A 24,314-nucleotide genomic window follows, 5' to 3' on the forward strand; every position below is an offset into this window, starting at 1 on the left:
GGGCAAACACACATACCCGCAACCGGGCGCTTGGTAGGCGCCAAACCGACGAGGAGAGCCACAATATGGCACCGATTTCTCTCACATTCCCCGATGGCAATTCCCGCGAGTTTGATGCTGGCGTGACCCCTGCCGATGTGGCCGCAAGCATTTCGAACAGCCTTGCGAAGAAAGCGATCTCCGCGTCCGTCAACGGTCAGCACTGGGACCTCCAGTGGCCGATCAACGCGGACGCCCAAATCGCCATTCACACCATGCAAGACGACGCCCCCGCACTTGAACTGATCCGGCATGACCTTGCGCATATCATGGCGCGCGCGGTGCAAGAGCTTTGGCCCGATGTCAAAGTGACCATCGGCCCGGTGCGTGACAACGGCTGGTTCTATGACTTCGACCGCGAAGAGCCGTTCACGCCCGAAGATTTGGGGGCGATCGAAGCGAAGATGAAGGACATCATCAACGCCCGCGAGCCGGTGAAGACCGAAGTGTGGGGCCGTGACGAGGCGATTGATTATTACAACGCCCGCAATGAGCCGTTCAAAGTCGAACTGGTGAACCGCATTCCCGAGGGTGAGGATTTGCGGATGTATTGGCATGGCGACTGGCAGGATCTCTGCCGCGGTCCGCATTTGCAACACACCGGCCAAGTGCCTGCGGATGCCTTCAAACTGACCCATGTGGCGGGCGCCTATTGGCTGGGCGACAGCTCGCGCCCGATGTTGCAGCGCATCTATGGCGTGGCCTTCAAGAACCGCAAGGATCTGAAGGCCTGGGAACTGATGATGGAAGAGGCCGCCAAGCGCGATCACCGCAAGCTGGGCAAGGAAATGGACCTGTTCCACATGCAGGAAGAGGCCCCGGGACAGATTTTCTGGCATCCGAACGGCTGGAAAATCTACACCACGTTGCAGGACTACATGCGCCGCCAACAGGATCGTGACGGCTATGTCGAGGTGAACACGCCGCAGGTGGTGAACCGCAAGCTCTGGGAAGCCTCGGGGCATTGGGACAACTATCAGGAAAACATGTTCATCGTCGAAGTGGACGAGGACCATGCCCGCGAGAAGACCGTCAACGCGCTGAAACCGATGAACTGCCCCTGTCACGTGCAGGTTTTCAATCAGGGTTTGAAATCCTACCGCGACCTGCCGCTGCGTATGGCCGAATTTGGCTCGTGCAACCGCTATGAACCCTCGGGCGCACTGCACGGCATCATGCGCGTGCGCGGCTTCACTCAGGACGACGCGCATATCTTCTGTGAAGAGAAGCACATCGAAGCGGAGACCAAGAAGTTCATCGAGTTTCTTGCGAAAATCTACGCCGATCTCGGGTTCAACGACTGGTCGATCAAACTTTCGACCCGTCCCGAGAAACGTATCGGTTCGGAAGAAAGCTGGGATCACTCCGAGGAGTCTCTGGGCAACGCCTGTAAGGCCGCCGGTTACGACTATGAGATTCAAGAAGGCGAAGGGGCGTTTTACGGACCGAAGCTTGAATTCGTGCTGACCGACGCGATTGGCCGCGAATGGCAATGTGGCACGCTGCAAGTGGACCCGAACCTGCCGGAGCGTCTGGACGCCAGCTACATCGGTCAGGACGGGGCGAAACACCGCCCGATCATGTTGCACCGCGCCGTTGTGGGCTCTTTCGAGCGCTTTATCGGCATTCTGATCGAAGAGCACGCGGGCAAACTGCCCTTCTGGCTCGCGCCCCGTCAGGTCGTTGTGACCACCATCGTCTCCGAGGCGGATGACTACGCCGCCGAGGTCGTGGCCGCCCTCAAAGCCGCCGGAGTGCGCGCCGAGGCCGACATTCGCAACGAGAAGATCAACTATAAGGTCCGCGAACACAGCCTTGCCAAAGTGCCGGTGATTCTGGCTGTGGGTGCCCGCGAGGTCGAGGACAAGACCGTCTCAGTGCGCCGTTTGGGTGAAAAACAGACCGCTATGATGTCACTTTTGGACATCGTGGCTGAGCTGAAAGACGCCGCTCTCGCGCCAGACTTGAAATAATTCAGACACTTCCGAAACGAAAAGGCCCCGCTTTGGGGGCCTTTTGCATTGCGGCACACGCAATATCGCTTTTTGCGTGAGGATTGTTACAGGCGGACAGCGGCGGATTTTGGCCGACAAATACTTGAGTATACGCTCAAAATAGCAACCTCGGAAAAATTCGAGAGTTTGAATTCGGGCGTCGCGGACCAGTTTCGCCATCGGATCAATTCACAAACCCGTTTGTTTCAAACCCTGACACACGCGTCAGGTGACGCCCCCGTGAATGGCCTGTGACCGCCTCAGTCGGCCAATCTGTGTTCACCGCCACTGACGGCGGAAACGCATGAAACCAACGGGAGACACACCCAATGAGCACTCAATCCAAAACCCTCGCGCTTCTGGGCGCAATGACCGCCGCCCTCTCCATCGCGAACGCCGCCTCTGCCCAAGAGCAGGAAAAATGCTTCGGCGTGGCACTGGCCGGTGAGAACGGCTGCGCGGCAGGTCCGGGTACGACCTGTGCCGGCACCTCGAAGGTCGACTACCAAGGCAACGCCTGGACGCTGGTGCCTGCTGGCACCTGCGCCGACATCGAACTTCCGGCCATGATGGACGGCACAGCGCGCATGGGCTCGCTCGAAGCGCTTGACCGCGACCTGCCGATGGACAGCTAACCGGTTTGGCCCGGCGCGTGACGGACCACATGTGCCGGGCCAATTTTCGCAAACCTGTAGGAGGCTTCGATGTTGGACCAGACAAAACAGCTGCCGATGGGCGTCGGCGTGGGATATAAATCCAAGCACTTTTCAAACATTTCCGAGGGGGATCACCCGGTAAAATGGCTCGAAATCCATGCAGAAAACTACATGGGGGAAAAAGGCGCGGCCGGCGGACGTCCGATGGCGCAGCTGCGCGCGCTCTCAGATCGCTTTCCGATTTCCGTGCATGGTGTGGGGCTTTCTATTGGCGGCGAGGGCCGTCTGGACCCGGATCACCTCGCCCGGCTGAAACATCTCATCGACGAGATCAGCCCCGCCTCTTTCTCGGAACATCTCGCCTGGTCAACGCATGACACGGCTTATTTCAACGACCTCTTACCCCTGCCCTATACCGCCAAAACCCTCGCCCGTGTGTGCGATCATATCGACGAGGTGCAGGACCGTTTGGGGCGGCAGATGCTGTTGGAAAATCCGTCCTCCTATCTGGCCTTCGCCGAAAGCACCTATGGCGAGGTCGAGTTCCTGCGCGCTGTGGTCAAGCGCACCGGCTGCGGGCTTTTGCTCGATGTGAACAATGTTTTCGTCTCCGCCAACAACCTGCGGATTGACGCCCATGACTATATCGACGCCTTTCCGCATGAGGCCGTGGGGGAAATCCACCTTGGCGGTCATGATGAGGATCAGGACGAAGACGGCGCGCCGCTTTTGATCGACAGCCACGGTCGCGAGGTCGCCGATCCGGTTTGGCATCTTTACACCTACGCGCTGGCCACCGGCGGGCCGAAGCCGACACTCATCGAATGGGACACGGATGTGCCCGAATGGGACGTGCTGGCCTCTGAGGCCGCCCGCGCAGCGCTCCGTCTTGAACAGGTGCTGGTATGAAACAGCAAGAGTTCATCCAAGCCGCGCTTGCGCCTGATGCCCCTATTCCGGCAGGGCTTATCACCCCCTCTGGCGCCCCTGCACAGAGGCGCTTTGACGTCTATCGCAACAACATCATCGTCGGATTGAAAGAAGCCATCGCCGCCTCCTACCCCGCGGTCAAATCTCTCGTCGGAGACGCATTTTTCGAGGCGATGACGGGAGACTACGTCCGCGCACATGCACCAAAAACGCCAATCCTGCCACTCTATGGCGATGATTTCGCAGAATTTATCGAGGGCTTTGCTCCGGCCTCCCGTTTGCCCTATCTCGCCGATGTGGCGCGCCTCGAATTTGCGCTTCGCCAAAGTTATCATGCCGCCGACACGCGCCCGGTGCCGGCGGCGGAGTTTTCTGATCCCTTGTTGTTCACCCGCCAAGTGGTGCTCGCGCCCACGGTGATCTGGCTCGCGAGCACCTATCCCGTCACGCAATTGCGCCGCTTTACCTTGGACGGCGACAGGCCATCCGGCGGGGCGGAGGATGTTCTGATCACCCGCCCGGGCTATGACCCCGTCGCCACGGCCTTCCCTCACGGCACCATCGCCGTGCTTGATGCGCTGCGGAACGGCATGGCGCTCGCGAATGCCGCCGAGCTTGCGCCTACAGAGCTCGATCTTTCGCAGTTTCTCGGCACGCTTTTGAAAGGCGGCGCCATCATCGACATTCTGGAGGGGGATCACGATGTTTAAAGATCTATGTTCGACCAAGCTCGCCCAGACCAACGCTGTGGCCATGAACGCCCTGCCTCTGCTGGCGCGTCTCACATTCGCCGCCGTGTTGCTGCGCTATTTCTGGGCCTCGGCGTTGACCAAATTGGAGGGACCGCTGACCCCGTCCTTCAACGCCTATGCCCAGATTTTCCCGCGAAAAATGGAGGCGGCAGGCTATGACATTTCGGGCTTTGGTGCTTTTGAATGGCTGGTGATCATGGCGGGAGCCTACGCCGAATTCCTACTGCCTTTGCTCATCACATTAGGGCTCGCGACCCGGCTGGCCGCACTGGGCATGATCGGCTTTGTCCTCGTGCAAAGCCTCACCGATGTGATCGGGCATGGTCTCGACATGGCGAGCATTGGCGCGCTGTTCGACCGGCATTCAGACGCGCTGATCCTCGATCAACGCGCGCTTTGGGGGATGGTCTTGCTTACGCTTGTGGGCCTTGGCGGAGGTTGGGCCTCATTGGATCGGCTCATTTTCAACCGCCTGAAACACCGTTAAAAATGCGCCTTGGCCTCGTCCGGTTTGCCCGCCGCCAGTGCCAACAAACCGCCCAACACGCAAAAGCCCAAGGGGAACATGGTAAAGACGTTGAAGCCAAAGCCGACATAGATCAGCCCCGACGCGGCCCACATCAGAACACCGCCCCAAAGGGCGCGGGCGTGGGCCATGGCGCCACCTGCGATGGCGAGGATCGGGGCCAGAAAGCTCGCCGCCCGGATCAGATCAACATTCGCAACCTGTTCGAACAACCCTTCGACCTCGCCCCAGCGATCGATCGCCTCGGTATAGCCAAAGCTGAAAAATCCCACAAACATGGCGAGCACGCCGCCCAAAATTCCAAGCACAAGCGCCGCGTTGCGCATCTTCGCTCTCCTTTACACCTGTCGCTTGCACATAAGACATGTGGAGCCGCGTTTAAAGAAGGGCTGCCTGCACATCTTTGCCCCAGCCGAGATAAAGCTGGCCGTCTTTTTCGATCACCGGTCGCTTCATCAGCGTCGGGTGATCCGTCAAAAGATCGAGCGGCGCGCGGGTGCGCTCTTCCTCCGAGAGCCCGCGCCAGGTGGTCGAGCGCGTGTTCACCAAAGCCTCACCAAACACCGCATAGAATCGCTCAAGTTGCTCATTGGACAGAGGTTCTGCGCGAATATCGGTCAACTCAACACCCAGAGACTTCACCGCTTTTCGGCATGTATCACAGGTCTTGATCCCGTAAATCACAGTCATTTCTCTCTCCTCACTGGCGGTTTTGGTGGCATTTTGCCCAAATTTCGGCACTTGGCCATGTGTTACGATTTTGTCGCTTGCCTTTATACGGATGTGTTGCACACTCAAAAGCGTGACTGCTGACTTTCGAACGACCGCTCCTTTTTACGGGGCAGCAGGAAGACTTGGAAGACCTGGCTGCACCGGCCCGTCGCACGTTGCGGCGGATGAAACGATAAGGAGATACGGACTATGCCCACTGGCACCGTGAAATGGTTCAACACCACCAAAGGCTACGGCTTTATTGCACCTGACGATGGCGGCAAGGATGTGTTTGTGCACATTTCCGCGGTCGAGCGCGCCGGCATGACCGGCCTCGCAGACAACATGAAGATCGGCTACGAACTTCGTGAAGGTCGCGACGGTCGCGCATCCGCCTCTGAACTTGTCGCGCTTTAAAGCTTTTCGATCTTGAAAGTCAGCGGTTCCGGGCGCAGTCTCGGGGCCGCTTTTCTTTTTGGAGATCCCGATGCCTTTGATCCTGACCTTCGGCGACAGCAACACCCATGGCGTTCAGCCGATGATCACGCGGCCCACCGACTTGCCGCGCCTTACCCGCCGATGGCCGGTGGTGATGGCCGAAGTTCTGGGATGGGACGTGATCGAAGAGGGGTTGCCGGGGCGCACCTTTGCCTTTCCCGATCCCGAAATGGGTCCGCATATGGATGGGCGGATCGGGCTGTTCACCGCGCTTGAAAGCCACGGGCCGATTGATGCCTTGACGATCATGCTGGGCACCAACGATCTCAAGGCGCATTTCGAAGCCTCCCCCGCAGAGATCGCTGCCGCCTGTGCCTTTCACCTCGACGTCGCACTGTCCGAAGAGATGCAGTCCCGCCACGGTGGGTTCGAGCCCTTCCTCATCCTGCCGCCCCGCCCTCATGCAGCGGGCTGCCTGGCTGAGACCTATATCGGCGCAGCGGACAAAGCGCAGGCGGTTCAGGACGCCATGCGTGCAGAGGCCGACGCCCGCGACGTGGCCGTCTTTGATGCCAATGAGGTGATTTCCGTCTCTGATCTGGACGGCGTGCATTTTGACGCCGCAGCCCATGAGACCTTGGGTCAGGCCTTCGCCGCCTTTATCCTGTCGGAAATTGCGGAGGACTGAAGCTCAGCCGGCGGTCTCCGGTGTGTCCGTCGGCACGAGGTCTTCCCAATATTCGCCCATAGCGACGATGCAGCTGTTACCCTCGACATAGGTTTGCACAAGGGTCCAGTCTCCGGATTTGGGATTGGTCCAAATCTCCATCACCGCCTCAGGGCCACGCAGTCCGGCTCCTGTTTTGACCGCGCCGAATTGGCGGGTGAGTTTCGTATGAATGTCCTCTTTGGTGCCGCAAAGGACGTCGCCGATCAGGCTTTGAGCCTGCACGCCCGAAACACCGGTTATCGAAACCGCGAAGAGGAAACAGAGAAAAGCTGTGCGTCTGGTGGTCATGCCCCTAATGTAACACAGATATGACAACCACCCTATGAAATCTCTGCGCCAATGCAGATCCCGTTTAGTTTCCCGACATGTAGATCGTGTCGGGCTGATAAATGGGCGATTTCGGACCGGTCGCCTGCGCGGTGGGCGCAGGGCTTCGACGCACAACGGGCGCCTCGCCGTAGCCGGTTGCGTTGGGTATTCCACAAGAGATCATGCCCTCGTAGCGGATCGGCTGCGTGCCTGACGGGCAGAAGTTATCCACCTGTTTTTCATAGGCGAAAAGCTTGACCGAAGGATCGTAGGGCTGCGTCTCCGCGGCAAAAACCGAGCTTGCGCCCAGTGTCACGACGAGGGCGGCGATGGCTGACTTCCACATGGCTCGAACTCCTGACACGACTTGTTTGTCAAGGATACCTCCGGGCCAGATGTGCAGCAAGGATTGGAGGCGAAGACGGAATAATTGTTAACAAGAAAGAAACAATCACGCCCCATTCTGCGCATTGGTGCGACTTAGCGCATCCACTCCACAACCTCGCAGCGCGGCGCATCCTCGCGGAGCACAACACGGGACACTTCTCGCCAGTCCTTGGGATCGAACGTCGGGAACCATGTGTCTGCGCCTTCGACCTCTGTATCGACCTCGGTGATCACCAGCCGATCGGCCAATGGCAGCATCGCCTCGTAGATCCGGAAGCCCCCCATCGCATAGATGCGCGCGCGGCCTTCGGATTGGGCGAAAGCGATGGCGTCTTCTACCGTCTCAAAGACATGTTCGTGATCGACGCCCTGCCGCGACACCACAAGGTTGAGGCGGTTTTTCAATGGCTTGAATGGCAGACTGTCCCAAGTATGCCGTCCCATGATCACCGCGCCCCCCATGGTTTCGCGCATGAAGAATTTCAGATCCTCCGGCGCCTCCCACGGGATGGTGTTGTCCTTGCCAATGGCCCCGTTGCGGTCACGGGCGGCGATAAGCGTAATCATCTGTGCGGGTCCTTACACGGCCACCGGCGCTTTGATCGCCGGGTCGGGGTCGTAGTCGAGGATTTCGATGTCCTCATACTTAAAATCAAACAGGCTCTTCACATCAGGGTTGAGACGCAATGTCGGCAACGCCTTCGGCGTGCGTGACAGTTGCAGATCCACCTGCTCCATGTGGTTGGTGTAGATATGCGCGTCACCGATGGAATGCACGAAGGTGCCCGGTTCATAGCCCGTGACCTGCGCCAGCATCGCGAGCAGAAGCGCGTAGGAGGCGATGTTGAACGGCACGCCGAGGAACATGTCGGCGGAGCGTTGGTAGAGTTGCAGATGTAGCTTGCCGCCGAGGATTTTCACCTGCCACAGCGTGTGACAGGGTGGCAGTGCCATATTATCGACCTCCGCCGGGTTCCAGGCGGAGACAATGAGGCGGCGGGAATCGGGAGATTTGCGGATCGCGGCCAGCAGGTTCTCGATCTGATCAATGGGTCCACGCTCATGCCCTGGCCATTTGCGCCATTGCGCGCCGTAGACCGGACCAAGATCGCCATTCTCATCGGCCCATTCGTCCCAGATCGAAACGCCGTTCTCTTTCAGGTATCGAATGTTGGTGTCGCCGGAAAGAAACCACAGAAGTTCGTGGATGATAGAGCGCAGATGCAGCTTTTTCGTGGTCACCATCGGGAAGCCATCGACCAAGTCATAGCGTGCCTGAAGACCGAAATAGGATCGCGTCCCCGTACCTGTGCGGTCGGTGGTGTCGACCCCGAGAGCTAGGATGGTTTTCAGCTGATCATGGTATTGCTGCACGGGCATCCCCCAAGATGTAGTGGCGTCAGAGAGTCCAGTCATACAAATGCAAAGGGGGTTCGCCAAGCAGGAAGAGGACAAAACATGGAATTCGCCCCGAGAAAAGCTAGAGTTCAGGCAAGACAATGACAGGAGGAAGCCGCATGCGCTATCTGCACACGATGGTCCGGGTGAAGGATCTGGAAAAAACCATGGCGTTTTTCGAGCTTTTGGGGCTCAAAGAAACCAAACGGATCGACCATGAGGGTGGGCGTTTTTCGCTGATCTTCATGGCGCCCGAGGGCCAGCCTGAATGCCCGGTGGAACTGACCTACAATTGGGACGGCGACGAGGGCCTTCCTTCTGACAGCCGACATTTCGGGCATCTGGCCTATGAGGTCGAGGACATTTACGCGCTGTGCCAAAAGCTGATGGACGCGGGCGTGGTGATCAACCGTCCGCCGCGTGACGGACATATGGCCTTTGTGCGTTCGCCGGACAATGTGTCTGTCGAATTGTTGCAGAAAGGCGAAAGCCTTGCCCCTGCCGAGCCTTGGGCCTCGATGGAAAACACAGGGCATTGGTAATCCAAAGACGACGAGCCAGCGACCCTATTGAAACGTGGAACGCCTCCCTCTGCAGGGAGGCGTTTTCCATCATGGGGATCGTTAAATATCTTAATAAATGTAGCGAATCTGATCCGCCCAATACCGCTCGACCCGGCGCAACGCGGTGTTGATGTCCTCAATCCCTTCGGAAGAAATTACACCTTTGCCCTGCAAACCCTCGGCATGGCGCGCGAAGAGATCGGCGACAGTCACACGCACATGGTTGCCTTTATCGGTCAGCTTGACACGCACAGAGCGACGGTCAATCTCACAGCGTTGGTGGTGCATATAGCCCATATCGACGAGTTTCTTGAGGTTATAGGACACGTTCGAGCCCTGATAATACCCACGCGTTTTCAATTCACCGGCGGTCACCTCATTCTCGCCCACGTTAAACAGCAAAAGTGCCTGAACCGCGTTGATCTCGAGAATGCCAACCCGTTCGAATTCGTCCTTGATCACATCTAGAAGCAAGCGATGAAGCCGCTCCACGAGGGACAAGGCCTCAAGATATTGAGACATAAACGGGGTCTCTACCGGCTTTACGAATGCTGAATGCATACTCATCTGTTACTCCGCCAATGGCTTTTTCACAGAGCAGATTGACCGTAATTTCCCAAAATTCGGTTAAACAGCTGAGATTTTTGCAATCGAAGCAAATTGATCGAAAAATTGCCTGACGAGAGCGCAGGATATGACAAGGGTTTGGTAACCTTTGTGGGCCTTCTTAGCCTTTCACGCCCCATGACGCGTGATCCGCATCCGCGATCACCTTGTCGAGCATCGGCTTCAGGTGCTCCGGCACAGGCTTCAGCCCAGTCGCATAGGACAGAAGATCCTGATCATGCTCATCCATCAGCTGCTCGAATTCATCAAGCTGCGCCTCATCCATCATCGACAGATGCGCATCGGCATAGCCGCCAATCAAAAGGTCCATCTCCTTGATCCCACGCCGCCAGGCACGAATTTTCAGACGCTTGCGGCGAATGTCGATGGTCTCTGTCATGGCAAACTCCCTTTGATCACGCGCTTTTTGCACCGGGTACAGGATTATCGCAAGGGACGTCTTGGCGCGGGGCGGTTTTTGACGCTATCACTACGACGATCTAACGCAAATGGACTCATCCCATGCCTTTTCTTTCCGAGACCCTCTCCCGTGTAAAACCGTCGCCCACCATCGCCGTGACCAATAAGGCGAGCGAACTCAAGGACGCGGGTAAGGATGTGATCGGGCTGGGCGCAGGCGAGCCGGATTTCGACACGCCCGCCAACATTAAGGCGGCGGGCATTCGCGCCATCGAAGAGGGCAAGACGAAATACACCGCCGTCGATGGCATGCCGGCACTCAAAGCCGCGATCTGCGCCAAGTTCAAACGCGACAACAACCTCGACTACACACCCGCCCAAGTCTCTGTGTCTGGCGGCGGCAAGCAGGTGCTGTTCAACGCGCTGGTCGCGACGCTGAACCCCGGCGATGAGGTGATCATCCCGGCGCCTTATTGGGTGTCCTATCCGGATATGGTCTTACTCGCAGGCGGCACGCCGGTCGCGATCGAAGGCAAGCTTGAAAACGCCTTTAAAATCACAGCGGAGCAGCTTGACGCCGCGATTACGCCGAAAACCAAATGGTTCATCTTCAACTCGCCCTCGAACCCGACGGGCGCAGGCTATTCAAAAGCGGAACTGAAGGCGCTCACCGATGTGCTTATGAAACATCCTCATGTCTGGGTGATGTCGGACGATATGTATGAACACCTCGCCTTTGACGGGTTCGAATTCTGCACCCCTGCCGAGATCGAGCCGGGTCTCTACGAGCGCACGTTGACCGTGAACGGCGTCTCCAAAGCCTATGCGATGACCGGCTGGCGGATCGGCTATGCGGCGGGTCCGGTGGAACTCATTGCCGCAATGCGCAAGGTACAGTCACAATCGACCTCGAACCCCTGTTCAATCTCGCAATATGCCGCCATCGAGGCACTCAATGGCCCGCAGGACTTCATCGCAGAGAACAACGAGGCCTTTGTGCGTCGTCGCAATCTGGTGGTTGAGATGCTGAACGCGGCGGAGGGCATCACCTGCCCAACGCCCGAGGGCGCCTTCTACGTCTATCCGGACATCTCCGGCTGTCTGGGTAAGACCTCGGCAGGTGGTGCGCAGATCACCAACGACGAAGAGTTCGCGACCGCTTTGCTCGAAGAAAACGGTGTCGCCGTGGTCTTTGGGGCGGCCTTTGGCCTATCGCCGAACTTCCGCGTGTCCTACGCCACCTCGGACGAGACCCTCAAAGAAGCCTGCACCCGCATTCAGGCCTTTTGCAAAGGGCTGAAATGAGCGTCGATCTCCCCGAATATTACTTCCGCGTCCGTGAGAACGGCGCGTTTGTGTTCCGCGTGGACACAGAAAACCGTCAGCGCCGGATCGAGATGGATCAGATCGCTGTGGTGAACGTCAAAAACGGGGAGATCAAACCGCATGGCGGGCGCGAGTTGTCGCCGGAGGATCTAAAGGTCATCGAAGACTGGCTGGCCGAACGCGTCGCGCTTCTGGCCCAACGCGACATCGACGACATTCACCGCGCTGTGGACTACCTGAACCTGACGGCGCATTGGGCCCAGACGCGCGCCACGGATGAGCAATTGGAAAACGTCACCGATGCGCTTTTGCTGGCGATGCATGACCTGCGCACCGTTTTAGTGCGCAAAAAGGCTGACCGTTTGCTGGGGAAAGACTGAGACTTACGCTACGCGCGACAGCCGCGCTTTTTGCGCCCAGAAGCGATAGCTCATCATCACCCACGCCGCAGTCAGACCGAACAAAAAGCCCATCCAGACGCCCTCTGCGCCCCACCCCAGCACGAAGCCAAAGATGTAGCCCGCAGGCATGCCGAGCACCCAATAGCTGATCGCCGCGAGCCACATCGGCACCGCCGTGTCATGCAGGCCTCGGAGCAAGGACAATGCCACGACCTGACCGCCGTCAGAGAATTGCATCGCCGCCGCGAAGAAGATCAGCACACCGCCGATGGCCAAAACCTCATCGCGCGCCGGCTCGTCCGGAGCGATGAACAACCCGATCAGAAGATCCGGCAGCAACAGAAACAGCGCCGCAGACAGCGCCGCCATGATCAGCGACAGCACAACGACGACCAAAGCGCCCTTGCGCATATCAGCCTCGTCGCCGCGCCCCATGGCGTTGCCCACACGGATCGTCCCGGCCTGTGACAGGCCGATCTGGGTCATAAAGGCAATCGCCGTAAGCTGAAGCACGATGCCATGCGCCGCAAGTGTCGCTGTGCCGATCCAGCCCATCATGAGGGCGGCAGCATTGAAGAGGCCAACCTCAGACAGAGAGGTGATGCCAATCGGCACGCCCATCTTGAACACTGTGGCAAACATCGCCCAATCGGGCTTGAACGGGTTGCGGAATAGATCATTCTCCGGCGTCGCCTTCGCAGCATAGACCGCCAGCACCGCCAACATTGTAAAGTTGACGATCAGAGAGGCGATCGCCGACCCCATAACGCCCAATTCCGGCGCGCCCAGATTACCGAAGATAAACATATAGTTCAGTCCGGCGTTCAGGATCACCGCCCCGATCACCGCAAAAAGCACCACGCGGGTGCGCTCAAGCGCGGAGAAATAGCTACGAAAGACGGCGACGATCAGCGCGGGGATCATTTCAATCCCGGCGATGGCCAGATAGGGGCGAGCTTGGGCCGCGATATGCGGCTGTTGGCCCAGCGCCATGAGAATGTCGTCGGAAAAGCCAAAGATCGGGTAGATCAGCACGGCCGCCAACACCGACAGCCAGATCGCCATCCGGGTCGCGCGGCGCACCGTGGTGCTGTCCCCCTGCCCCGAGGCGGTGGCAACGAGCGGCATCACCGCAAAGGCAAAGCCCGCCAATAGAATAAAGAGGATGAACCAGAACCCCGAAGCCAGAACAAGCGCGGCCAACTCATCGAGCCCATACCACCCCATCATGATCACATCGGTCATATGGACCGCAAATTGTGCGATCTGACTGCCCGCCAAAGGCAGCCCCAACACCAGAGTTTTCTTGGCGTGCTCAAGATATGTGCGTTCCATCGTCATGGCACGGCCTATAGGCGGGATTTTTCAAACCGCCTAGTCAAAAATTCTGCATCCCCCCATCACCATCTGTGAAGAGGGGATTTCCGCTCATATCTGAAAGGCTTATCTGACGATCAGCGCCGCCGCGCCGGACGCAACAGCCCGACATCGTAGCCATTCCATTCCAAAATGCCCTCAACCGCCAGCTTGCGGTCCGACGGCAGGCTCAGATCACGCGACAAAACATGCGCTGGCCCCAATGGGTAGCCAATCACCGCCGTGTGGTATTCCGCGTCGACCCAGAGCACCCAGATCTCGTCGCCTTTGAAGGCATAGCGCCCCGGCCCCACCTTGCGCGCCAGACCGCGCGTCGGTTGACCATCGGCACAAGGCCCCTCGGTCACCATCAGGTCACCGGACTTCTGCGCCGTGAACGTCACCGCCCCGATGACGCAGGATTTGCCCTCGGGCACGAAGGCCGCGACCTCATACCAGCGACCGGAAAACCGCACCGGATCAAGTGCCGCGATGGAGGACATCGAGGCATCAGCATTGCGTGTCACAGGTTCAGAGGCCTCCGGCGCCAGACAGCCTGACAGAACGACAAGAGACACAGCAGCGATCAGTCCACGCACAGGCTCACCCTACGCCCTTCGGCGTCCAGCATTTCGTTACAGCCAAAAAGCGGCGTGATCGGCGCGCAGCTTTGAGAACGTGCGAGGCAATTGCCCGTCGAGCAATCCGTCGACTTTGTGCAGCGCTGACCCGCATCCTTCGGCGTCACAAAACAGGTCATGAACCCACCCAGCCCGCCGGGCTGAAACTTGCCCCCACGCGCTTCGCAGGCCGTTTTTTGGGTCTGGACCGCATTGGGATCAAACCCCGCAAGCCCGTAGCCCGGCGAGGTTTCCGTCTCCTCGCCCTGACAGGCCGCGAGGCTTACACAGACCAAGAGGCCCATCAAAATCTGGCGCATCACGCAGGATCCTTAGAACGGCATCGCATGCAGTTTGTGCAGCTTTTCGATCTCTTTCAACAGATCTTCGGGCAAAGTCACATCGCGGGCGTCGAGAGATTTCTCAAGTTGATCGACAGAGGTCGCGCCGATGATCGGCATACAGTCGAACGGGCGCGCCAGCGTCCAGGCCACCGCCATCGTCGTCGGATCAAACCCGTTCTCTGCCGCCAGCGCCACATAGGCGCGCTCTGCCGGCCAGACACGATCGCTTTTGGTCCGCCCGCCAAGATCACCGTTGAGATCCATCCGCGAGCCCTTCGGCACCACCGTGCCGCCCTCGTATTTACCGGTCAAAAGCCCGGCAGCCAGAGGAGAATATGCCAAAAGCGTTATGTCTTCATGCACCGCCAGCTCGGCCAGATCGAGGTCATACAGGCGGCACATCATGGAATATTCGTTCTGGATCGACTGCATCCGCGGCGCGCCCATTTCCTCGGCCAGCTTGAGCCACATCGCCATGCCCCAAGCGCTCTCGTTCGAGGTCCCGAATTCGCGCACCTTGCCGGCTTTCTGCAATCGCGTCATCTCCTCGAGCACGCCACGCATGTTGTCCTCGATTTCGGCTTTAGACGGCTGTTTTGAAGGATTGTAATGCCAGTTCTGGCGGAAGGCGTAAGAGCCACGGTTCGGCCAGTGGAATTGATAAAGGTCGACATAATCGGTCTTCAACCGTTTCAGGCTCGCGTCCAGCCGCGCCTCGAGGTTGCTGGGCAGAATGCCCTCTTCATTGATATTGCCCGGCCCCGCGATTTTCGACGCGATCACCCAATCCTCGCGCCCGCCACGCGCCGCGAAATATTGCCCGATGATCTCTTCGGTATCGCCTGCGGTTTCCTTGCGCACGGGGTTCACCGGATACATTTCGGCGGTATCGATGAAATTGACGCCGACCTCTTTGGCCCGATCGATCTGGGCGTGGGCTTCTGCTTCGGTGTTCTGGCTGCCCCAAGTCATGGAGCCGAGGCAAATGTCCGATACCAAAAGGTCGCTGCGACCAATTTTGCGCATTTTCATGAAAGGATCCTGTCTCTTTGTGAGTTGTCGCATACACTAGCTCTGCTGGCCCGCAGAGCAACCCCGAGCGCACAGGTTTTTCCGCACAGCCAGGACCTCACTTGGTCCGGAAACCCTATGCCCTCTGGCCCTTTGCCCACAAGCGCGATAGGAAAGCCCCAAGACATATGTAACCGACCGGACCACTCTCCTCATGGCACGCACGCTTATCACATCCGCCCTGCCCTATATCAACGGCATCAAGCACCTCGGCAATCTCGTCGGCTCTCAGTTGCCTGCCGATCTCTATGCCCGCTACCGCCGCGCGCGTGGCGATGAGGTTCTGTTCCTCTGCGCCACCGATGAGCACGGCACACCCGCAGAAATTGCGGCACAAAAGGCCGGGAAGCCGGTCGCGGAATATTGCACCGAGCTGCACGACATTCAGGCCGAGATTGCGTCAGGCTTCCGCCTGTCCTTTGACCATTTCGGGCGGTCCTCCTCGCAGCCGAACCATGAGCTGACCCAGCACCTCGCGACCAAACTTTACGAAGCAGGTCTGATCGAAGTCGTAGAAGAGACGCAGATCTATTCGGAAACCGACGGGCGCTTCTTGCCGGACCGTTATATCGAAGGCACATGCCCAAACTGTGGCTATGATTCCGCGCGGGGCGACCAGTGCGACAACTGCACGAAACAGCTCGACCCGACCGATCTCATCGAGCCGCATTCGACGATTTCGGGCGCGACCGATCTGGAACAGCGCGTCACGAAACACCTCTATCTGAAACAGTCGGACATGCGCGATTCCCTCAATGAGTGGATCGACAGCAAGACCGACTGGCCGGTGCTCACCACCTCGATTGCCAAGAAATGGCTCAACGACGGCGATGGCCTGCAGGACCGCGGCATCACCCGCGACCTGAGCTGGGGCGTGCCGGTGCAATTCGAAGGCGCGCCTTGGAATGGCATGGACGGCAAGGTGTTCTACGTCTGGTTCGACGCCCCGATCGAATACATCGCCTGTGGCGCCGAATGGGCCGCGAAACAGGGCTTGGACGATGAGGCTTGGGAACGCTGGTGGCGCACGGACAAAGGTGCGGACGATGTTCGATATGTGCAATTCATGGGCAAGGACAACGTGCCTTTCCACACCCTCTCCTTCCCGGTCACCATGCTCGGCGCGGGCGAGCCATGGAAGATGGTCGATTACATCAAAAGCTTCAACTATCTGAACTATGACGGCGGGCAGTTCTCCACCTCGCGCGGCCGCGGCGTGTTCATGGATCAGGCGCTCTCGATCCTGCCGTCCGACTACTGGCGTTGGTGGCTATTGAGCCATGCCCCCGAAAGCTCGGACTCCGAGTTCACTTGGGAAAACTTCCAGCAATCCGTGAACAAAGACCTCGCCGACGTGCTGGGCAACTTCGTCTCCCGCATCACCAAATTCTGCCGCTCGAAATTCTCCGAAGCGGTGCCTGAGGGCGGTGAGTATGGCGAACAGGAAGCGGCGTTGATTGCCGACCTGACCGCAAAAGTCGTTGAATATCAGTCCCATATGGACGCCATCGACGTGCGCAAAGGCGCCAACGCTTTGCGGGCCATCTGGGTCGCGGGCAACGAATACCTGCAATCGGCCGCACCGTGGTCCACCTTTAAGGAAGACCCGGAAAAGGCGGCGGCGCAGGTCCGTCTGGGCCTCAACCTGATCGGCCTTTACGCGCGCCTCTCCGCCCCCTTCATCCCGGACACGGCAGGCAAGCTGCAAACCGCTCTGGCGCTGCCGGATCTCGATTGGCCGGAAGACGTGGCAGGTGCGCTTGACGCCTTGAAACCGGGTCATGCTTTCGCTGTGCCGGACAATCTTTTTGGCAAAATCGCTGACGAGCAGCGCGAAGAATGGCAGGAAAAATTCGCGGGCACCCGGAGCTAAGGCTCCTCCGCGACCATGATCGAATGTGACGAGGCCCTCCCCCCGCGGAGGGCCTTTTCATGTCCAGGAGACGCCGTCGCGTGTCGCTGTTTTCAGATATTTGGTAGTTTTCTGACGCAAAGCGTCATTGGTACCCGCGGCCGGACTCGAACCGGCACGGCCAGTTACGGCCTAAGGATTTTAAGTCCTCTGTGTCTACCATTCCACCACGCGGGCCAATTCATCGGCGAAGCCCTTTTTCCGGGATCAGCCTCAAGAAACATGTCAGGACGGACAGTTACAGGATGTATCGGCGGTTACAAGTCGATTTCCAACCAGAAAGCCGCGAAGGGCTCACTCGGTGTTGGACGCCACGCGCCGTGCGCCAATGCGGCTGAGCGTGCGGTCGAAGGCGACACCCACAGGGGTCGGCTGTAAGGTGTTGGAAACCAGATTGATCTGCGGCTTGGCCCCGCCATAGGGATAGGGATTGGCGGCGAACCAGGCATGGCGTTCGACGAAGGGCAAACGCTCCATCATCAGGATCGCGGATTCGGCGAAGGCGGCGTTTTGCGTGTAGCTGACGCCCCGCACGTTTTCCCAATCAATAAAGGCAAATTCCGTGACCCAGATCGGGCGCTTATATTCGGCGTGCACCTTACGCAGCCAGTTTTCAAAGTCTTTCACATTGCCATTGGTGGAATAGTAATGCACCGCCATGAAGTCGACGCGCAGGCCTTTCGCCTCAGCCTGCGCCATAAAGCGCCCCTGCCACGAGTTTTTGCCAAGCGTCTGCCCCTGTGTCACCGCCGGGCTGCCAAGACGCAACCCACGGGCTTCGAGTTTGGGCCAGAGGGCGACGGCCTGCTCGACGGAGATATTGCTGCCCTCGCTTTTGCGCGAATCCGGTTCGTTGAATCCCAAAAGAGCGCGCACCGGCAACTCGGAGACGATCTTTTTATTCACGTCAGACGCATCACGGATCATCGGCACGAATTCGACCGAACGGCGCGATCGGCTTTGCGACCACATCTGCGTCGGGCGCCATGTGTAATACCAATCAAGCGCCGGCGCCTCTTCGATCCAGCGCAACATGGAGTTGCTGCTGTTCTCCCACGCGCCAACACCGGCCTTATCTGCGAAAAGTCCTGAGGGCATGAGCATGAGGGCCGCCAATATGAAGAGATTACGCATCGAAGCCTCGTCATTTTTTCCGAGGCTATAAAAGGCCGACGTCCTAAGTGGGGCGAGAATGTGGCAATGCTTTGACAAATGGCATGATGCTGCCTTGATTTAAGAAAGACACGCGGGCCCTTGCCGACTCCTCAAAACATCACCTTGTCGTGGTTATGCAGATGCGGCATACGGTTTCCCTTGACCTGCCGCCACCGGCCCCCAAATTGGCGATATGTTCCCAATCCGCGATCATAATCCGTCCCGCCGACCCGCCTTTGTCACCTATGCGTTGATCGCAGTGAATATCGCGGTGTTCATGGCAATGTTGCCCAGCTACGGCAACGAGCGCGCGCTGTTGCAGATCTATTCGGACTGGGCGCTCTTGCCTGCGCGCATCAGCTATGGCGACGGTTATTTCACATTTTTCACCTCCATGTTCATGCACGGCGGCTTTCTACATATCGCGGGCAACATGTTGTTCCTGTGGATCTTCGGCGACAATCTCGAAGATGAGATGGGACATCTGCGCTATCTCGGGTTCTATCTGACCTGCGGCCTCGCGGCAGGTCTGGCGCAGTATCTTGCCGACCCGTCCTCACGCGTGCCGATGGTCGGCGCCTCGGGCGCAATCGCAGGCGTGATGGGCGGCTACCTTCTGCTGTTCCCCAAGGCGCGCGTCGATGTCCTGTTCATTTTCATCATCTTTTTCAAAGTCTTCCCCATGCCCGCATGGATCATGCTAGGACTTTGGTTCGGCTTGCAGGTTGTCGCGGAAATGGGATCGACCGGCGCGGGCGGCGTGGCGCATCTTGCGCATATCGGCGGCTTCATCGCCGGGGTTGTCGTGACCTACCCGATGTGGAAACGTCTGGGCGGCACAGCGTTCTGGTCACACACGCGCGGCCATCCGGCCCATGCCGAGGCGCGCTATCGCTTTGCGCAAAGCTCTATCCCGGTCGTCCGCAGACGCCGGTAACAGTCGTTTATCTGTGTGAAGAGAGCGGCGAAGACACGCCAGCCAGATCAGCCGCCATCCATGCCGCTGATGTATTTTTCGACATCGATGTTTTCGATTTCCGTGGTCACTTTCGTGGTCAAGGTGAAAGCGCCCCCCCAGATCACGTTCAGCAATGTGATACAAAGAGCGACGACCGCGGAAGTGAGCACGACCCAATCCACAGTGACCGCGCCGTCGTCTGCGGTGCGAAACTTGCGCCAAGAGATTTTCATCGCGTCCATCACATTACATCCATCTGATAACGATTTCTTTATCCGCGCCAAAAGCGCCGAAACTGAGGCGAAATCCGTACAAATGAAAGGTGAGTGGACGAAGGAGCCGTCACAAGACGGCACCTAAGGTCGCGTTTTGTCGCGCTATCAGGCGGAGCGGATCACATTGGCGAAACGCTCGAACAGCGCCTCGTTGCCACAGATCACTTCGCCGCTCTCGACCGGATTGTCCTCCGGATCAATCGCCTCAACGAAACCGCCAGCCTCTTTCACCAAGAGCACACCCGCAGCCATATCCCACGCATTGAGGCGGCGTTCCCAGAACCCGTCGTAACGGCCCGCAGCCACATAGGCGAGATCAAGCGCCGCGGCGCCCCAACGACGCACACCGGCGGTGGCGGGCAAAAGCCGCGCCAGATCGCGCAGAGTTTCCGGCAGATCGGCACGACCGCCAAACGGCAAACCGGTGGCAAAAATCGACTCGATCATCTTGGTGCGGCCAGAAACGCGGATGCGCATGTCATTCATCCAAGCGCCATTGCCTTTTTCCGCCCAGAACAGCTCGCCCTTGGCCGGATCGAAGACCACGGCGGAGACAATCTCGCCCTTATGCTCAAGCGCGATGGACACCGCCCAATGCGGCAGGCCGTGCAGAAAATTCGTCGTGCCATCGAGCGGATCGACGATCCAGCGACGCGTCGGGTCCTTGCCCTCAACGGATTTGCTCTCTTCGCCGGTCCAACCGTAGTTCGGACGCGCCTCCATCAGCATGTCGCGGATGATCTCTTCGGCGCGGATGTCGGCCTTGGACACAAAGTCGCCGGCGCCTTTCGAGGACACTTGCAGGTTTTCGACCTCGCGGAAGTCTTTCACCAGCGAGCGGCCTGCGGCGCGCGCAGCTTTGATCATGACGTTGAGATTGGCACTGCCTTGCATGGGTCCGGGCTCCGGGGCGTAGATTGTGTAAGATGTTCAGACCGGGCGTATACGCCGCCAAACCCTTTCTGCCAAGGGTTTGCGGGCAAAGAAATGCTCTGGCGCCGTTTTTGACACGGATCGCCATTTTCCGCCGGTCGCGATGGGGGGAAACGAAAACCGTCCACCTCCGATAGCTCCGTGCTATCGTCTCGTGCAAATACGGATGAAAACACAGTGAGGTTCACCATGTCTTATTTTCAAATCGCCGTCATCCCCGTGCCCACGCAAAGCCGCACTCAATATGAAACCATCGCCGCCAAGATGGCCCCGCTCTTTATGGAATACGGTGCCGTGCAGATGTTCGAAGGCTGGGGGAGTATGGTGCCGCCGGGCGAGGTGACCTCCCTGCCGATGGCAGTTCAACTGAAGGACGATGAGACCGTGGTCGTCTCTTTCATCGAATGGCCCGATGCGGAGAAAGCCATGGCCTGTATGGAAGCAATGGAAACCGACCCGCGTTTCGCTGAGATGGGCGCAGACATGCCTTTCGACGGCAAACGCATGATCTTCGGCACTTTTGAGACGATGTTGAAACGGTGATCAGGCGCCTCTGAGCTTGGTCGCCTCGGCTTTCGCGATGCGCAGCACATCGGTCATATAGGGTTTTTCCAGATCAGTATCGCGCACGGCGGCATACATCGTGCGCTTGACCCCCTTCGCGGTCAGCGGGCGCACGGCGTAATCCGGCATGTTGCGAATATCGCGCATCACCCAATCGGGCAGCACCGCCACCCCGCGCCCGGCGGCGACCAGCATGAGGATCACATCCGTCAACTCGACCTTACGCTGTTGCAACGGCTCGACCCCCGCCGGGATCAGCAAATTCTTAAACACATCAAGCCGCGTGCGGTCCATCGGATAGGTGATCAAGGTCTGATCGCGAAAATCCTCCGCCTCGACATAGGCCTTTTGCGTCAGCGGCGACTTGGACGACATGGCACACATCGGCGCGTAATCAAACAGCGGCACAAAGGTGATGCCGTGAATGTTCTCGGGATCGGACGAGATGACGAAATCCACCTCCTCGCGCTCCAGCGCCGGAAGTGCCCCGAAGGCGAGGCGTTGGCGAATGTCGATGTCGACCTCGGGCCAAGCCTCGCGGAACTGATGCAGCACCGGAAAGAGCCAGTCGAAACAGGCGTGGCATTCCATCGCGATGTGGAGCCGCCCCAACGTGCCCGCCTCGATGCCGCGGAACTCGTCTTCGAGGGCTTCGACCTTGGGCAGCACGTCCTCGGCCAAAGCCAACAACCGCATCCCAGCCGCGGAAAGCTTGAGCGGTTTCGAGCGCCGCACGAACAATTCCACCCCCGCCTGATCCTCCAGCCCCTTCACTTGGTGGCTGAGCGCGGATTGCGTAATGTTCAGACGCTCGGCCGCACGCGCCAGACCGCCCTCCTGATAGATGGCCTTGATCGTCCGCAGGTGGCGAAATTCGAGATGCATCTTGAGTAACGCTCATGTTGTTCTTGAGAATTATGAATTTGTCTCACATGGCGAGGCATGACACAAGGCGTCAAAAGACCAAGGATAAGATCATGACCAAAGCGCCCAATATCTCTTTCGAATTCTTCCCGCCGAAGAATATCCAGGCCTGTTTCAGCCTGTTCGAAACCGTCGAGGCGTTTCAGGGCATGGACCCGACCTTTGTCTCCGTGACCTATGGCGCAGGCGGCACGACGCGCGAGTTGACCCATGATGCGGTCTCTCTGCTGCATAAGGAATACGGCTGGAACGTCGCCGCGCACCTGACCTGCGTGAATGCCACCAAGGAAGAAACGATCGCGATTGCAAAGAGTTACAAAGAGGTCGGCGTCAATGAGATCGTCGCACTTCGGGGCGATCCGCCGAAAGGTGCGGGCAAATTCACCCCCGCCGAGGGCGGCTTTGCCAACTCTGTCGAGCTGATCAGTGCCCTGAAAGAAACCGGTGACTTCAAAATCCGCGTCGGCGCCTACCCCGATCCGCACCCTGAGGCCGCGGACGAGAATGCGGATGTCTCCTGGCTGAAACAGAAATTCGAAGCCGGTGCCGATTCCGCCATCACGCAGTTCTTCTTTGAGCCGGAAAACTTTTTCCGCTTCCGCGACCGTTGCGACCGCGCAGGCATCACCGGGCAATTGATCCCCGGCATTCTGCCGATCACCAGCTGGAAAGGCATCCAGAGATTCGCCTCCTCCTGCGGCACGCCGATCCCGATCAGCTACGAAGCAGCCTTTGAGCACTCGACGGACCACCACCAGCTGTCCATCGATCTGTGCACCAAGCTCTGTGAAAAGCTTCTCGCGGAAGGCATCGAGGATTTGCATTTTTACACGCTGAACCGCCCGACCCTGACCAAAGCTGTCTGCGCCAATCTGGGCGTGATTTAAGGTGCGATCTCTGATTTGAGCGCAGGGTGCAGGATCTCTGACGGGTCCTGCCCCACCTTGCGCTTGTCACGCAGCCAAAAGAACTTGCCCCACCCGCGATTGAGCCCGACCGACGGCCCATGCGGGTCCGCCAGATAGCGCATCCGCCACCCCTCCGGCAGCTCCAGCCCCGACTGCTCCGCCTTGTCCAGCATCCACACAAGGGTCGCATTGGACAACCGCCGCTCCGGGTTATAGCCCGACAATTGCCCGCCGACATCGCCATGGGTGCCGGGGAACCACATCTGCTGCAACACTTGTTTGCGCCCGTGGAACACAGGCGGATCGGCGGGGCTTTCGAACAGGACCGGCTCATAGGCGCGGCGGCGTTCGTGATAGGCCAGCGCATGATAAACCGCTTTGACACAGCACGCCGGTTCTTGGTCGTGAAACTCGTGAAACACCGAAGAATAGCGCCACACCAAAGGCATGTGCAGGCCGAGGGCTGCCACTGTGTCCCAGACGCCCAAGAATTCAATCTCGACCTTGTCGTGGCAATGCGCCTGTGAAAACAGCTTGGAAGACCGCGCATGCGGCGCCATTTGGTAGTGCCGGTAAGCGTCCCGAATGTTGCGCTCGGTCGCCTCTTCGGCGCGCAACAGCCCGATCATGTCGATGAACCCAGACAGTGAGCGCACCGCATAGGCGCCACGCGAATAGCCGAAAAGGTAAATCTTGTCGCCGGGTCGATAACGCGAGGCCAGCGCGCCATAGACACGCTGAATTTGCCGATTGATGCCCCGCCCCTCGATCACATCGCGCGTGTCACGCCAATCGACCCATTGGACCCCCGCCTCATAGCGCACCAGCATGTTCGCCGCCTGCGCCTCTTCGGAGCAAAGTTTATACGCCAGTCCCGCATTGGTCTCCAACCCCGGCTGCAAAGACGACAATGTGCCATCCATCAAGATCACATGGCTCAGCGGCCCACGCGAATGATGCCCGCCAGAAGTGCGGACGCGTTTGCGAAATTTGAACAAAGGGCCGAGACGGCCAATGACGCTTTTTCTCTCTTCCATTCCTGAGAGTTACCATAGAATCGCTAAAAATCCCCTCCCCGGTTTTCGAGGAGGGGTTTCGCATGAGGAAC

31 protein-coding genes and 1 tRNA gene are annotated in these 24,314 nt (G+C 58.7%); 14 read left to right on the forward strand and 18 right to left on the reverse strand.

The genetic code is table 11. The features are described 5' to 3' along the window. Positions 1-65: 65 nt before the first annotated feature. From thrS to J5Y17_RS11025, 5 genes are all read left to right on the forward strand, one after another. Positions 66-2,012, forward strand: a complete 1,947-nt coding sequence (gene thrS, locus J5Y17_RS11005; RefSeq protein ID WP_219785301.1) for a threonine--tRNA ligase — start codon at positions 66-68, stop codon at positions 2,010-2,012. Between the two features lie 350 nt (positions 2,013-2,362). Then, positions 2,363-2,668 carry a DUF2282 domain-containing protein gene (locus J5Y17_RS11010; protein ID WP_219785302.1) on the forward strand — a complete coding sequence of 102 codons (306 nt, stop codon included), beginning with the start codon at positions 2,363-2,365 and terminating at the stop codon, positions 2,666-2,668. A 69-nt stretch (positions 2,669-2,737) separates the two neighbouring features. Next, entirely contained in the window at positions 2,738-3,598 is an 861-nt protein-coding gene (locus J5Y17_RS11015) for a DUF692 domain-containing protein (RefSeq protein WP_219785303.1), read from the forward strand. Further along, the gene (locus tag J5Y17_RS11020) at positions 3,595-4,329 is read left to right on the forward strand and encodes a DNA-binding domain-containing protein (RefSeq protein WP_219785304.1); all 735 of its coding nucleotides are present in this window, start codon (positions 3,595-3,597) and stop codon (positions 4,327-4,329) included. Before J5Y17_RS11015 ends, J5Y17_RS11020 begins: the two co-directional genes overlap by 4 nt. Further along, positions 4,322-4,858: a DoxX family membrane protein gene (locus tag J5Y17_RS11025; protein WP_219785305.1), complete on the forward strand. Its 537-nt coding sequence runs from the start codon at positions 4,322-4,324 to the stop codon at positions 4,856-4,858. The genes J5Y17_RS11020 and J5Y17_RS11025 overlap by 8 nt, the downstream gene beginning before the upstream one ends. On the opposite strand, the gene J5Y17_RS11030 is transcribed toward J5Y17_RS11025, so the two are convergent. Next, positions 4,855-5,223, reverse strand: coding sequence for a hypothetical protein (locus tag J5Y17_RS11030; protein WP_219785306.1), 369 nt, complete (start codon positions 5,221-5,223; stop codon positions 4,855-4,857). The two genes, J5Y17_RS11025 and J5Y17_RS11030, sit on opposite strands and share 4 nt — an antisense overlap. Before the next feature lie 52 nt (positions 5,224-5,275). Next, positions 5,276-5,587, reverse strand: coding sequence for an arsenate reductase family protein (locus J5Y17_RS11035; protein ID WP_219785307.1), 312 nt, complete (start codon positions 5,585-5,587; stop codon positions 5,276-5,278). Positions 5,588-5,818: 231 nt separating this feature from the next. Here J5Y17_RS11035 and J5Y17_RS11040 point away from each other — a divergent pair, with 231 nt between their 5' ends. Together J5Y17_RS11040 and J5Y17_RS11045 are read left to right on the forward strand one after the other, a co-directional pair. Further along, complete coding sequence (locus J5Y17_RS11040) at positions 5,819-6,025, forward strand: cold-shock protein (RefSeq protein WP_167601962.1); 207 nt, start codon at positions 5,819-5,821, stop codon at positions 6,023-6,025. Positions 6,026-6,095: 70 nt separating this feature from the next. After that, entirely contained in the window at positions 6,096-6,734 is a 639-nt protein-coding gene (locus J5Y17_RS11045) for a GDSL-type esterase/lipase family protein (protein ID WP_219785308.1), read from the forward strand. Positions 6,735-6,737: 3 nt separating this feature from the next. Here the strand turns inward: J5Y17_RS11045 and J5Y17_RS11050 are convergent, their stop codons facing one another. From J5Y17_RS11050 to J5Y17_RS11065, 4 genes are all read right to left on the reverse strand, one after another. After that, on the reverse strand, positions 6,738-7,064 hold the full coding sequence (locus J5Y17_RS11050) for a hypothetical protein (RefSeq protein WP_219785309.1): 327 nt from the start codon (positions 7,062-7,064) through the stop codon (positions 6,738-6,740). Positions 7,065-7,128: 64 nt separating this feature from the next. Then, positions 7,129-7,431, reverse strand: a complete 303-nt coding sequence (locus J5Y17_RS11055) for a hypothetical protein (protein WP_219785310.1) — start codon at positions 7,429-7,431, stop codon at positions 7,129-7,131. Between the two features lie 134 nt (positions 7,432-7,565). Beyond that, a complete protein-coding gene (locus J5Y17_RS11060) occupies positions 7,566-8,039 on the reverse strand; it encodes a dihydrofolate reductase (protein ID WP_219785311.1) in 474 nt (157 codons plus the stop codon). Positions 8,040-8,051: 12 nt separating this feature from the next. Continuing rightward, a complete protein-coding gene (locus tag J5Y17_RS11065; protein ID WP_370628923.1) occupies positions 8,052-8,846 on the reverse strand; it encodes a thymidylate synthase in 795 nt (264 codons plus the stop codon). 143 nt (positions 8,847-8,989) lie between these two features. On the opposite strand from J5Y17_RS11065, the gene J5Y17_RS11070 reads away from it, so the two are divergent. Next, positions 8,990-9,412 carry a VOC family protein gene (locus J5Y17_RS11070; protein ID WP_219785312.1) on the forward strand — a complete coding sequence of 141 codons (423 nt, stop codon included), beginning with the start codon at positions 8,990-8,992 and terminating at the stop codon, positions 9,410-9,412. Positions 9,413-9,502: 90 nt separating this feature from the next. Here J5Y17_RS11070 and J5Y17_RS11075 read toward each other — a convergent pair whose 3' ends face one another. Continuing rightward, positions 9,503-10,000 carry a MarR family winged helix-turn-helix transcriptional regulator gene (locus tag J5Y17_RS11075; RefSeq protein WP_219785313.1) on the reverse strand — a complete coding sequence of 166 codons (498 nt, stop codon included), beginning with the start codon at positions 9,998-10,000 and terminating at the stop codon, positions 9,503-9,505. Between the two features lie 160 nt (positions 10,001-10,160). Further along, entirely contained in the window at positions 10,161-10,439 is a 279-nt protein-coding gene (locus J5Y17_RS11080) for a succinate dehydrogenase assembly factor 2 (protein ID WP_219785314.1), read from the reverse strand. Positions 10,440-10,561: 122 nt separating this feature from the next. Between J5Y17_RS11080 and J5Y17_RS11085 the strand changes: the two genes are divergently transcribed. Then, positions 10,562-11,764, forward strand: coding sequence for a pyridoxal phosphate-dependent aminotransferase (locus J5Y17_RS11085; protein WP_219785315.1), 1,203 nt, complete (start codon positions 10,562-10,564; stop codon positions 11,762-11,764). Continuing rightward, on the forward strand, positions 11,761-12,165 hold the full coding sequence (locus J5Y17_RS11090; RefSeq protein ID WP_219785316.1) for a hypothetical protein: 405 nt from the start codon (positions 11,761-11,763) through the stop codon (positions 12,163-12,165). The genes J5Y17_RS11085 and J5Y17_RS11090 overlap by 4 nt, the downstream gene beginning before the upstream one ends. 3 nt (positions 12,166-12,168) lie before the next feature. Here J5Y17_RS11090 and J5Y17_RS11095 read toward each other — a convergent pair whose 3' ends face one another. The 4 genes from J5Y17_RS11095 to J5Y17_RS11110 form a co-directional block, all read right to left on the reverse strand. Then, positions 12,169-13,527 carry an MATE family efflux transporter gene (locus J5Y17_RS11095; protein ID WP_219785317.1) on the reverse strand — a complete coding sequence of 453 codons (1,359 nt, stop codon included), beginning with the start codon at positions 13,525-13,527 and terminating at the stop codon, positions 12,169-12,171. A gap of 113 nt (positions 13,528-13,640) precedes the next feature. After that, positions 13,641-14,141 (reverse strand): lipocalin family protein, encoded by a 501-nt coding sequence (locus J5Y17_RS11100; RefSeq protein WP_219785318.1) that lies wholly within the window; start codon positions 14,139-14,141, stop codon positions 13,641-13,643. Continuing rightward, a complete protein-coding gene (locus J5Y17_RS11105) occupies positions 14,129-14,482 on the reverse strand; it encodes a hypothetical protein (RefSeq protein ID WP_219785319.1) in 354 nt (117 codons plus the stop codon). The genes J5Y17_RS11100 and J5Y17_RS11105 overlap by 13 nt, the downstream gene beginning before the upstream one ends. 12 nt (positions 14,483-14,494) lie before the next feature. Then, the gene (locus J5Y17_RS11110) at positions 14,495-15,538 is read right to left on the reverse strand and encodes an aldo/keto reductase (RefSeq protein ID WP_219785320.1); all 1,044 of its coding nucleotides are present in this window, start codon (positions 15,536-15,538) and stop codon (positions 14,495-14,497) included. Positions 15,539-15,731: 193 nt separating this feature from the next. Here J5Y17_RS11110 and metG point away from each other — a divergent pair, with 193 nt between their 5' ends. Continuing rightward, a complete protein-coding gene (gene metG, locus J5Y17_RS11115) occupies positions 15,732-17,450 on the forward strand; it encodes a methionine--tRNA ligase (RefSeq protein ID WP_219785321.1) in 1,719 nt (572 codons plus the stop codon). A gap of 128 nt (positions 17,451-17,578) precedes the next feature. Here the strand turns inward: metG and J5Y17_RS11120 are convergent. Together J5Y17_RS11120 and J5Y17_RS11125 are read right to left on the reverse strand one after the other, a co-directional pair. Further along, a tRNA-Leu gene (locus J5Y17_RS11120) sits at positions 17,579-17,666 on the reverse strand. Between the two features lie 117 nt (positions 17,667-17,783). Further along, complete coding sequence (locus J5Y17_RS11125; RefSeq protein ID WP_219785322.1) at positions 17,784-18,623, reverse strand: glycosyl hydrolase; 840 nt, start codon at positions 18,621-18,623, stop codon at positions 17,784-17,786. A gap of 214 nt (positions 18,624-18,837) precedes the next feature. Between J5Y17_RS11125 and J5Y17_RS11130 the strand changes: the two genes are divergently transcribed. Continuing rightward, the gene (locus J5Y17_RS11130) at positions 18,838-19,581 is read left to right on the forward strand and encodes a rhomboid family intramembrane serine protease (protein WP_219785323.1); all 744 of its coding nucleotides are present in this window, start codon (positions 18,838-18,840) and stop codon (positions 19,579-19,581) included. Positions 19,582-19,628: 47 nt separating this feature from the next. Here the strand turns inward: J5Y17_RS11130 and J5Y17_RS11135 are convergent, their stop codons facing one another. Next, positions 19,629-19,844 (reverse strand): hypothetical protein, encoded by a 216-nt coding sequence (locus J5Y17_RS11135; RefSeq protein ID WP_255572035.1) that lies wholly within the window; start codon positions 19,842-19,844, stop codon positions 19,629-19,631. Positions 19,845-19,982: 138 nt separating this feature from the next. After that, positions 19,983-20,771: an inositol monophosphatase family protein gene (locus J5Y17_RS11140; RefSeq protein WP_219785324.1), complete on the reverse strand. Its 789-nt coding sequence runs from the start codon at positions 20,769-20,771 to the stop codon at positions 19,983-19,985. A 228-nt stretch (positions 20,772-20,999) separates the two neighbouring features. Here J5Y17_RS11140 and J5Y17_RS11145 point away from each other — a divergent pair, with 228 nt between their 5' ends. Beyond that, a complete protein-coding gene (locus J5Y17_RS11145) occupies positions 21,000-21,353 on the forward strand; it encodes a DUF1428 domain-containing protein (protein WP_219785325.1) in 354 nt (117 codons plus the stop codon). Here J5Y17_RS11145 and J5Y17_RS11150 read toward each other — a convergent pair whose 3' ends face one another. Continuing rightward, entirely contained in the window at positions 21,354-22,259 is a 906-nt protein-coding gene (locus J5Y17_RS11150; protein ID WP_219785326.1) for a LysR family transcriptional regulator, read from the reverse strand. A gap of 92 nt (positions 22,260-22,351) precedes the next feature. Here J5Y17_RS11150 and metF point away from each other — a divergent pair, with 92 nt between their 5' ends. Continuing rightward, positions 22,352-23,185, forward strand: coding sequence for a methylenetetrahydrofolate reductase [NAD(P)H] (gene metF, locus J5Y17_RS11155; protein ID WP_219785327.1), 834 nt, complete (start codon positions 22,352-22,354; stop codon positions 23,183-23,185). On the opposite strand, the gene J5Y17_RS11160 is transcribed toward metF, so the two are convergent. Further along, a complete protein-coding gene (locus J5Y17_RS11160; RefSeq protein WP_219785328.1) occupies positions 23,182-24,243 on the reverse strand; it encodes a DUF2235 domain-containing protein in 1,062 nt (353 codons plus the stop codon). The genes metF and J5Y17_RS11160 overlap by 4 nt on opposite strands. Positions 24,244-24,314: the final 71 nt, after the last annotated feature.

Source organism: Celeribacter sp. PS-C1, from assembly GCF_019429625.1.
Lineage (GTDB): Bacteria > Pseudomonadota > Alphaproteobacteria > Rhodobacterales > Rhodobacteraceae > Celeribacter.

Excerpts from the sequence above, each read along its gene's own strand:
- thrS (WP_219785301.1), top strand. The coding sequence starts at position 66 with ATGGCACCGATTTCTCTCACATTCCCCGATGGCAATTCCCGCGAGTTT.
- J5Y17_RS11010 (WP_219785302.1), top strand. The coding sequence starts at position 2,363 with ATGAGCACTCAATCCAAAACCCTCGCGCTTCTGGGCGCAATGACCGCC.
- J5Y17_RS11015 (WP_219785303.1), top strand. The coding sequence starts at position 2,738 with ATGTTGGACCAGACAAAACAGCTGCCGATGGGCGTCGGCGTGGGATAT.
- J5Y17_RS11020 (WP_219785304.1), top strand. The coding sequence starts at position 3,595 with ATGAAACAGCAAGAGTTCATCCAAGCCGCGCTTGCGCCTGATGCCCCT.
- J5Y17_RS11025 (WP_219785305.1), top strand. The coding sequence starts at position 4,322 with ATGTTTAAAGATCTATGTTCGACCAAGCTCGCCCAGACCAACGCTGTG.
- J5Y17_RS11030 (WP_219785306.1), bottom strand. The coding sequence starts at position 5,223 with ATGCGCAACGCGGCGCTTGTGCTTGGAATTTTGGGCGGCGTGCTCGCC.
- J5Y17_RS11035 (WP_219785307.1), bottom strand. The coding sequence starts at position 5,587 with ATGACTGTGATTTACGGGATCAAGACCTGTGATACATGCCGAAAAGCG.
- J5Y17_RS11040 (WP_167601962.1), top strand. The coding sequence starts at position 5,819 with ATGCCCACTGGCACCGTGAAATGGTTCAACACCACCAAAGGCTACGGC.
- J5Y17_RS11045 (WP_219785308.1), top strand. The coding sequence starts at position 6,096 with ATGCCTTTGATCCTGACCTTCGGCGACAGCAACACCCATGGCGTTCAG.
- J5Y17_RS11050 (WP_219785309.1), bottom strand. The coding sequence starts at position 7,064 with ATGACCACCAGACGCACAGCTTTTCTCTGTTTCCTCTTCGCGGTTTCG.
- J5Y17_RS11055 (WP_219785310.1), bottom strand. The coding sequence starts at position 7,431 with ATGTGGAAGTCAGCCATCGCCGCCCTCGTCGTGACACTGGGCGCAAGC.
- J5Y17_RS11060 (WP_219785311.1), bottom strand. The coding sequence starts at position 8,039 with ATGATTACGCTTATCGCCGCCCGTGACCGCAACGGGGCCATTGGCAAG.
- J5Y17_RS11070 (WP_219785312.1), top strand. The coding sequence starts at position 8,990 with ATGCGCTATCTGCACACGATGGTCCGGGTGAAGGATCTGGAAAAAACC.
- J5Y17_RS11075 (WP_219785313.1), bottom strand. The coding sequence starts at position 10,000 with ATGAGTATGCATTCAGCATTCGTAAAGCCGGTAGAGACCCCGTTTATG.
- J5Y17_RS11080 (WP_219785314.1), bottom strand. The coding sequence starts at position 10,439 with ATGACAGAGACCATCGACATTCGCCGCAAGCGTCTGAAAATTCGTGCC.
- J5Y17_RS11085 (WP_219785315.1), top strand. The coding sequence starts at position 10,562 with ATGCCTTTTCTTTCCGAGACCCTCTCCCGTGTAAAACCGTCGCCCACC.
- J5Y17_RS11090 (WP_219785316.1), top strand. The coding sequence starts at position 11,761 with ATGAGCGTCGATCTCCCCGAATATTACTTCCGCGTCCGTGAGAACGGC.
- J5Y17_RS11095 (WP_219785317.1), bottom strand. The coding sequence starts at position 13,527 with ATGACGATGGAACGCACATATCTTGAGCACGCCAAGAAAACTCTGGTG.
- J5Y17_RS11105 (WP_219785319.1), bottom strand. The coding sequence starts at position 14,482 with ATGCGCCAGATTTTGATGGGCCTCTTGGTCTGTGTAAGCCTCGCGGCC.
- J5Y17_RS11110 (WP_219785320.1), bottom strand. The coding sequence starts at position 15,538 with ATGAAAATGCGCAAAATTGGTCGCAGCGACCTTTTGGTATCGGACATT.
- metG (WP_219785321.1), top strand. The coding sequence starts at position 15,732 with ATGGCACGCACGCTTATCACATCCGCCCTGCCCTATATCAACGGCATC.
- J5Y17_RS11125 (WP_219785322.1), bottom strand. The coding sequence starts at position 18,623 with ATGCGTAATCTCTTCATATTGGCGGCCCTCATGCTCATGCCCTCAGGA.
- J5Y17_RS11130 (WP_219785323.1), top strand. The coding sequence starts at position 18,838 with ATGTTCCCAATCCGCGATCATAATCCGTCCCGCCGACCCGCCTTTGTC.
- J5Y17_RS11135 (WP_255572035.1), bottom strand. The coding sequence starts at position 19,844 with ATGGACGCGATGAAAATCTCTTGGCGCAAGTTTCGCACCGCAGACGAC.
- J5Y17_RS11140 (WP_219785324.1), bottom strand. The coding sequence starts at position 20,771 with ATGCAAGGCAGTGCCAATCTCAACGTCATGATCAAAGCTGCGCGCGCC.
- J5Y17_RS11145 (WP_219785325.1), top strand. The coding sequence starts at position 21,000 with ATGTCTTATTTTCAAATCGCCGTCATCCCCGTGCCCACGCAAAGCCGC.
- J5Y17_RS11150 (WP_219785326.1), bottom strand. The coding sequence starts at position 22,259 with ATGCATCTCGAATTTCGCCACCTGCGGACGATCAAGGCCATCTATCAG.
- metF (WP_219785327.1), top strand. The coding sequence starts at position 22,352 with ATGACCAAAGCGCCCAATATCTCTTTCGAATTCTTCCCGCCGAAGAAT.
- J5Y17_RS11160 (WP_219785328.1), bottom strand. The coding sequence starts at position 24,243 with ATGGAAGAGAGAAAAAGCGTCATTGGCCGTCTCGGCCCTTTGTTCAAA.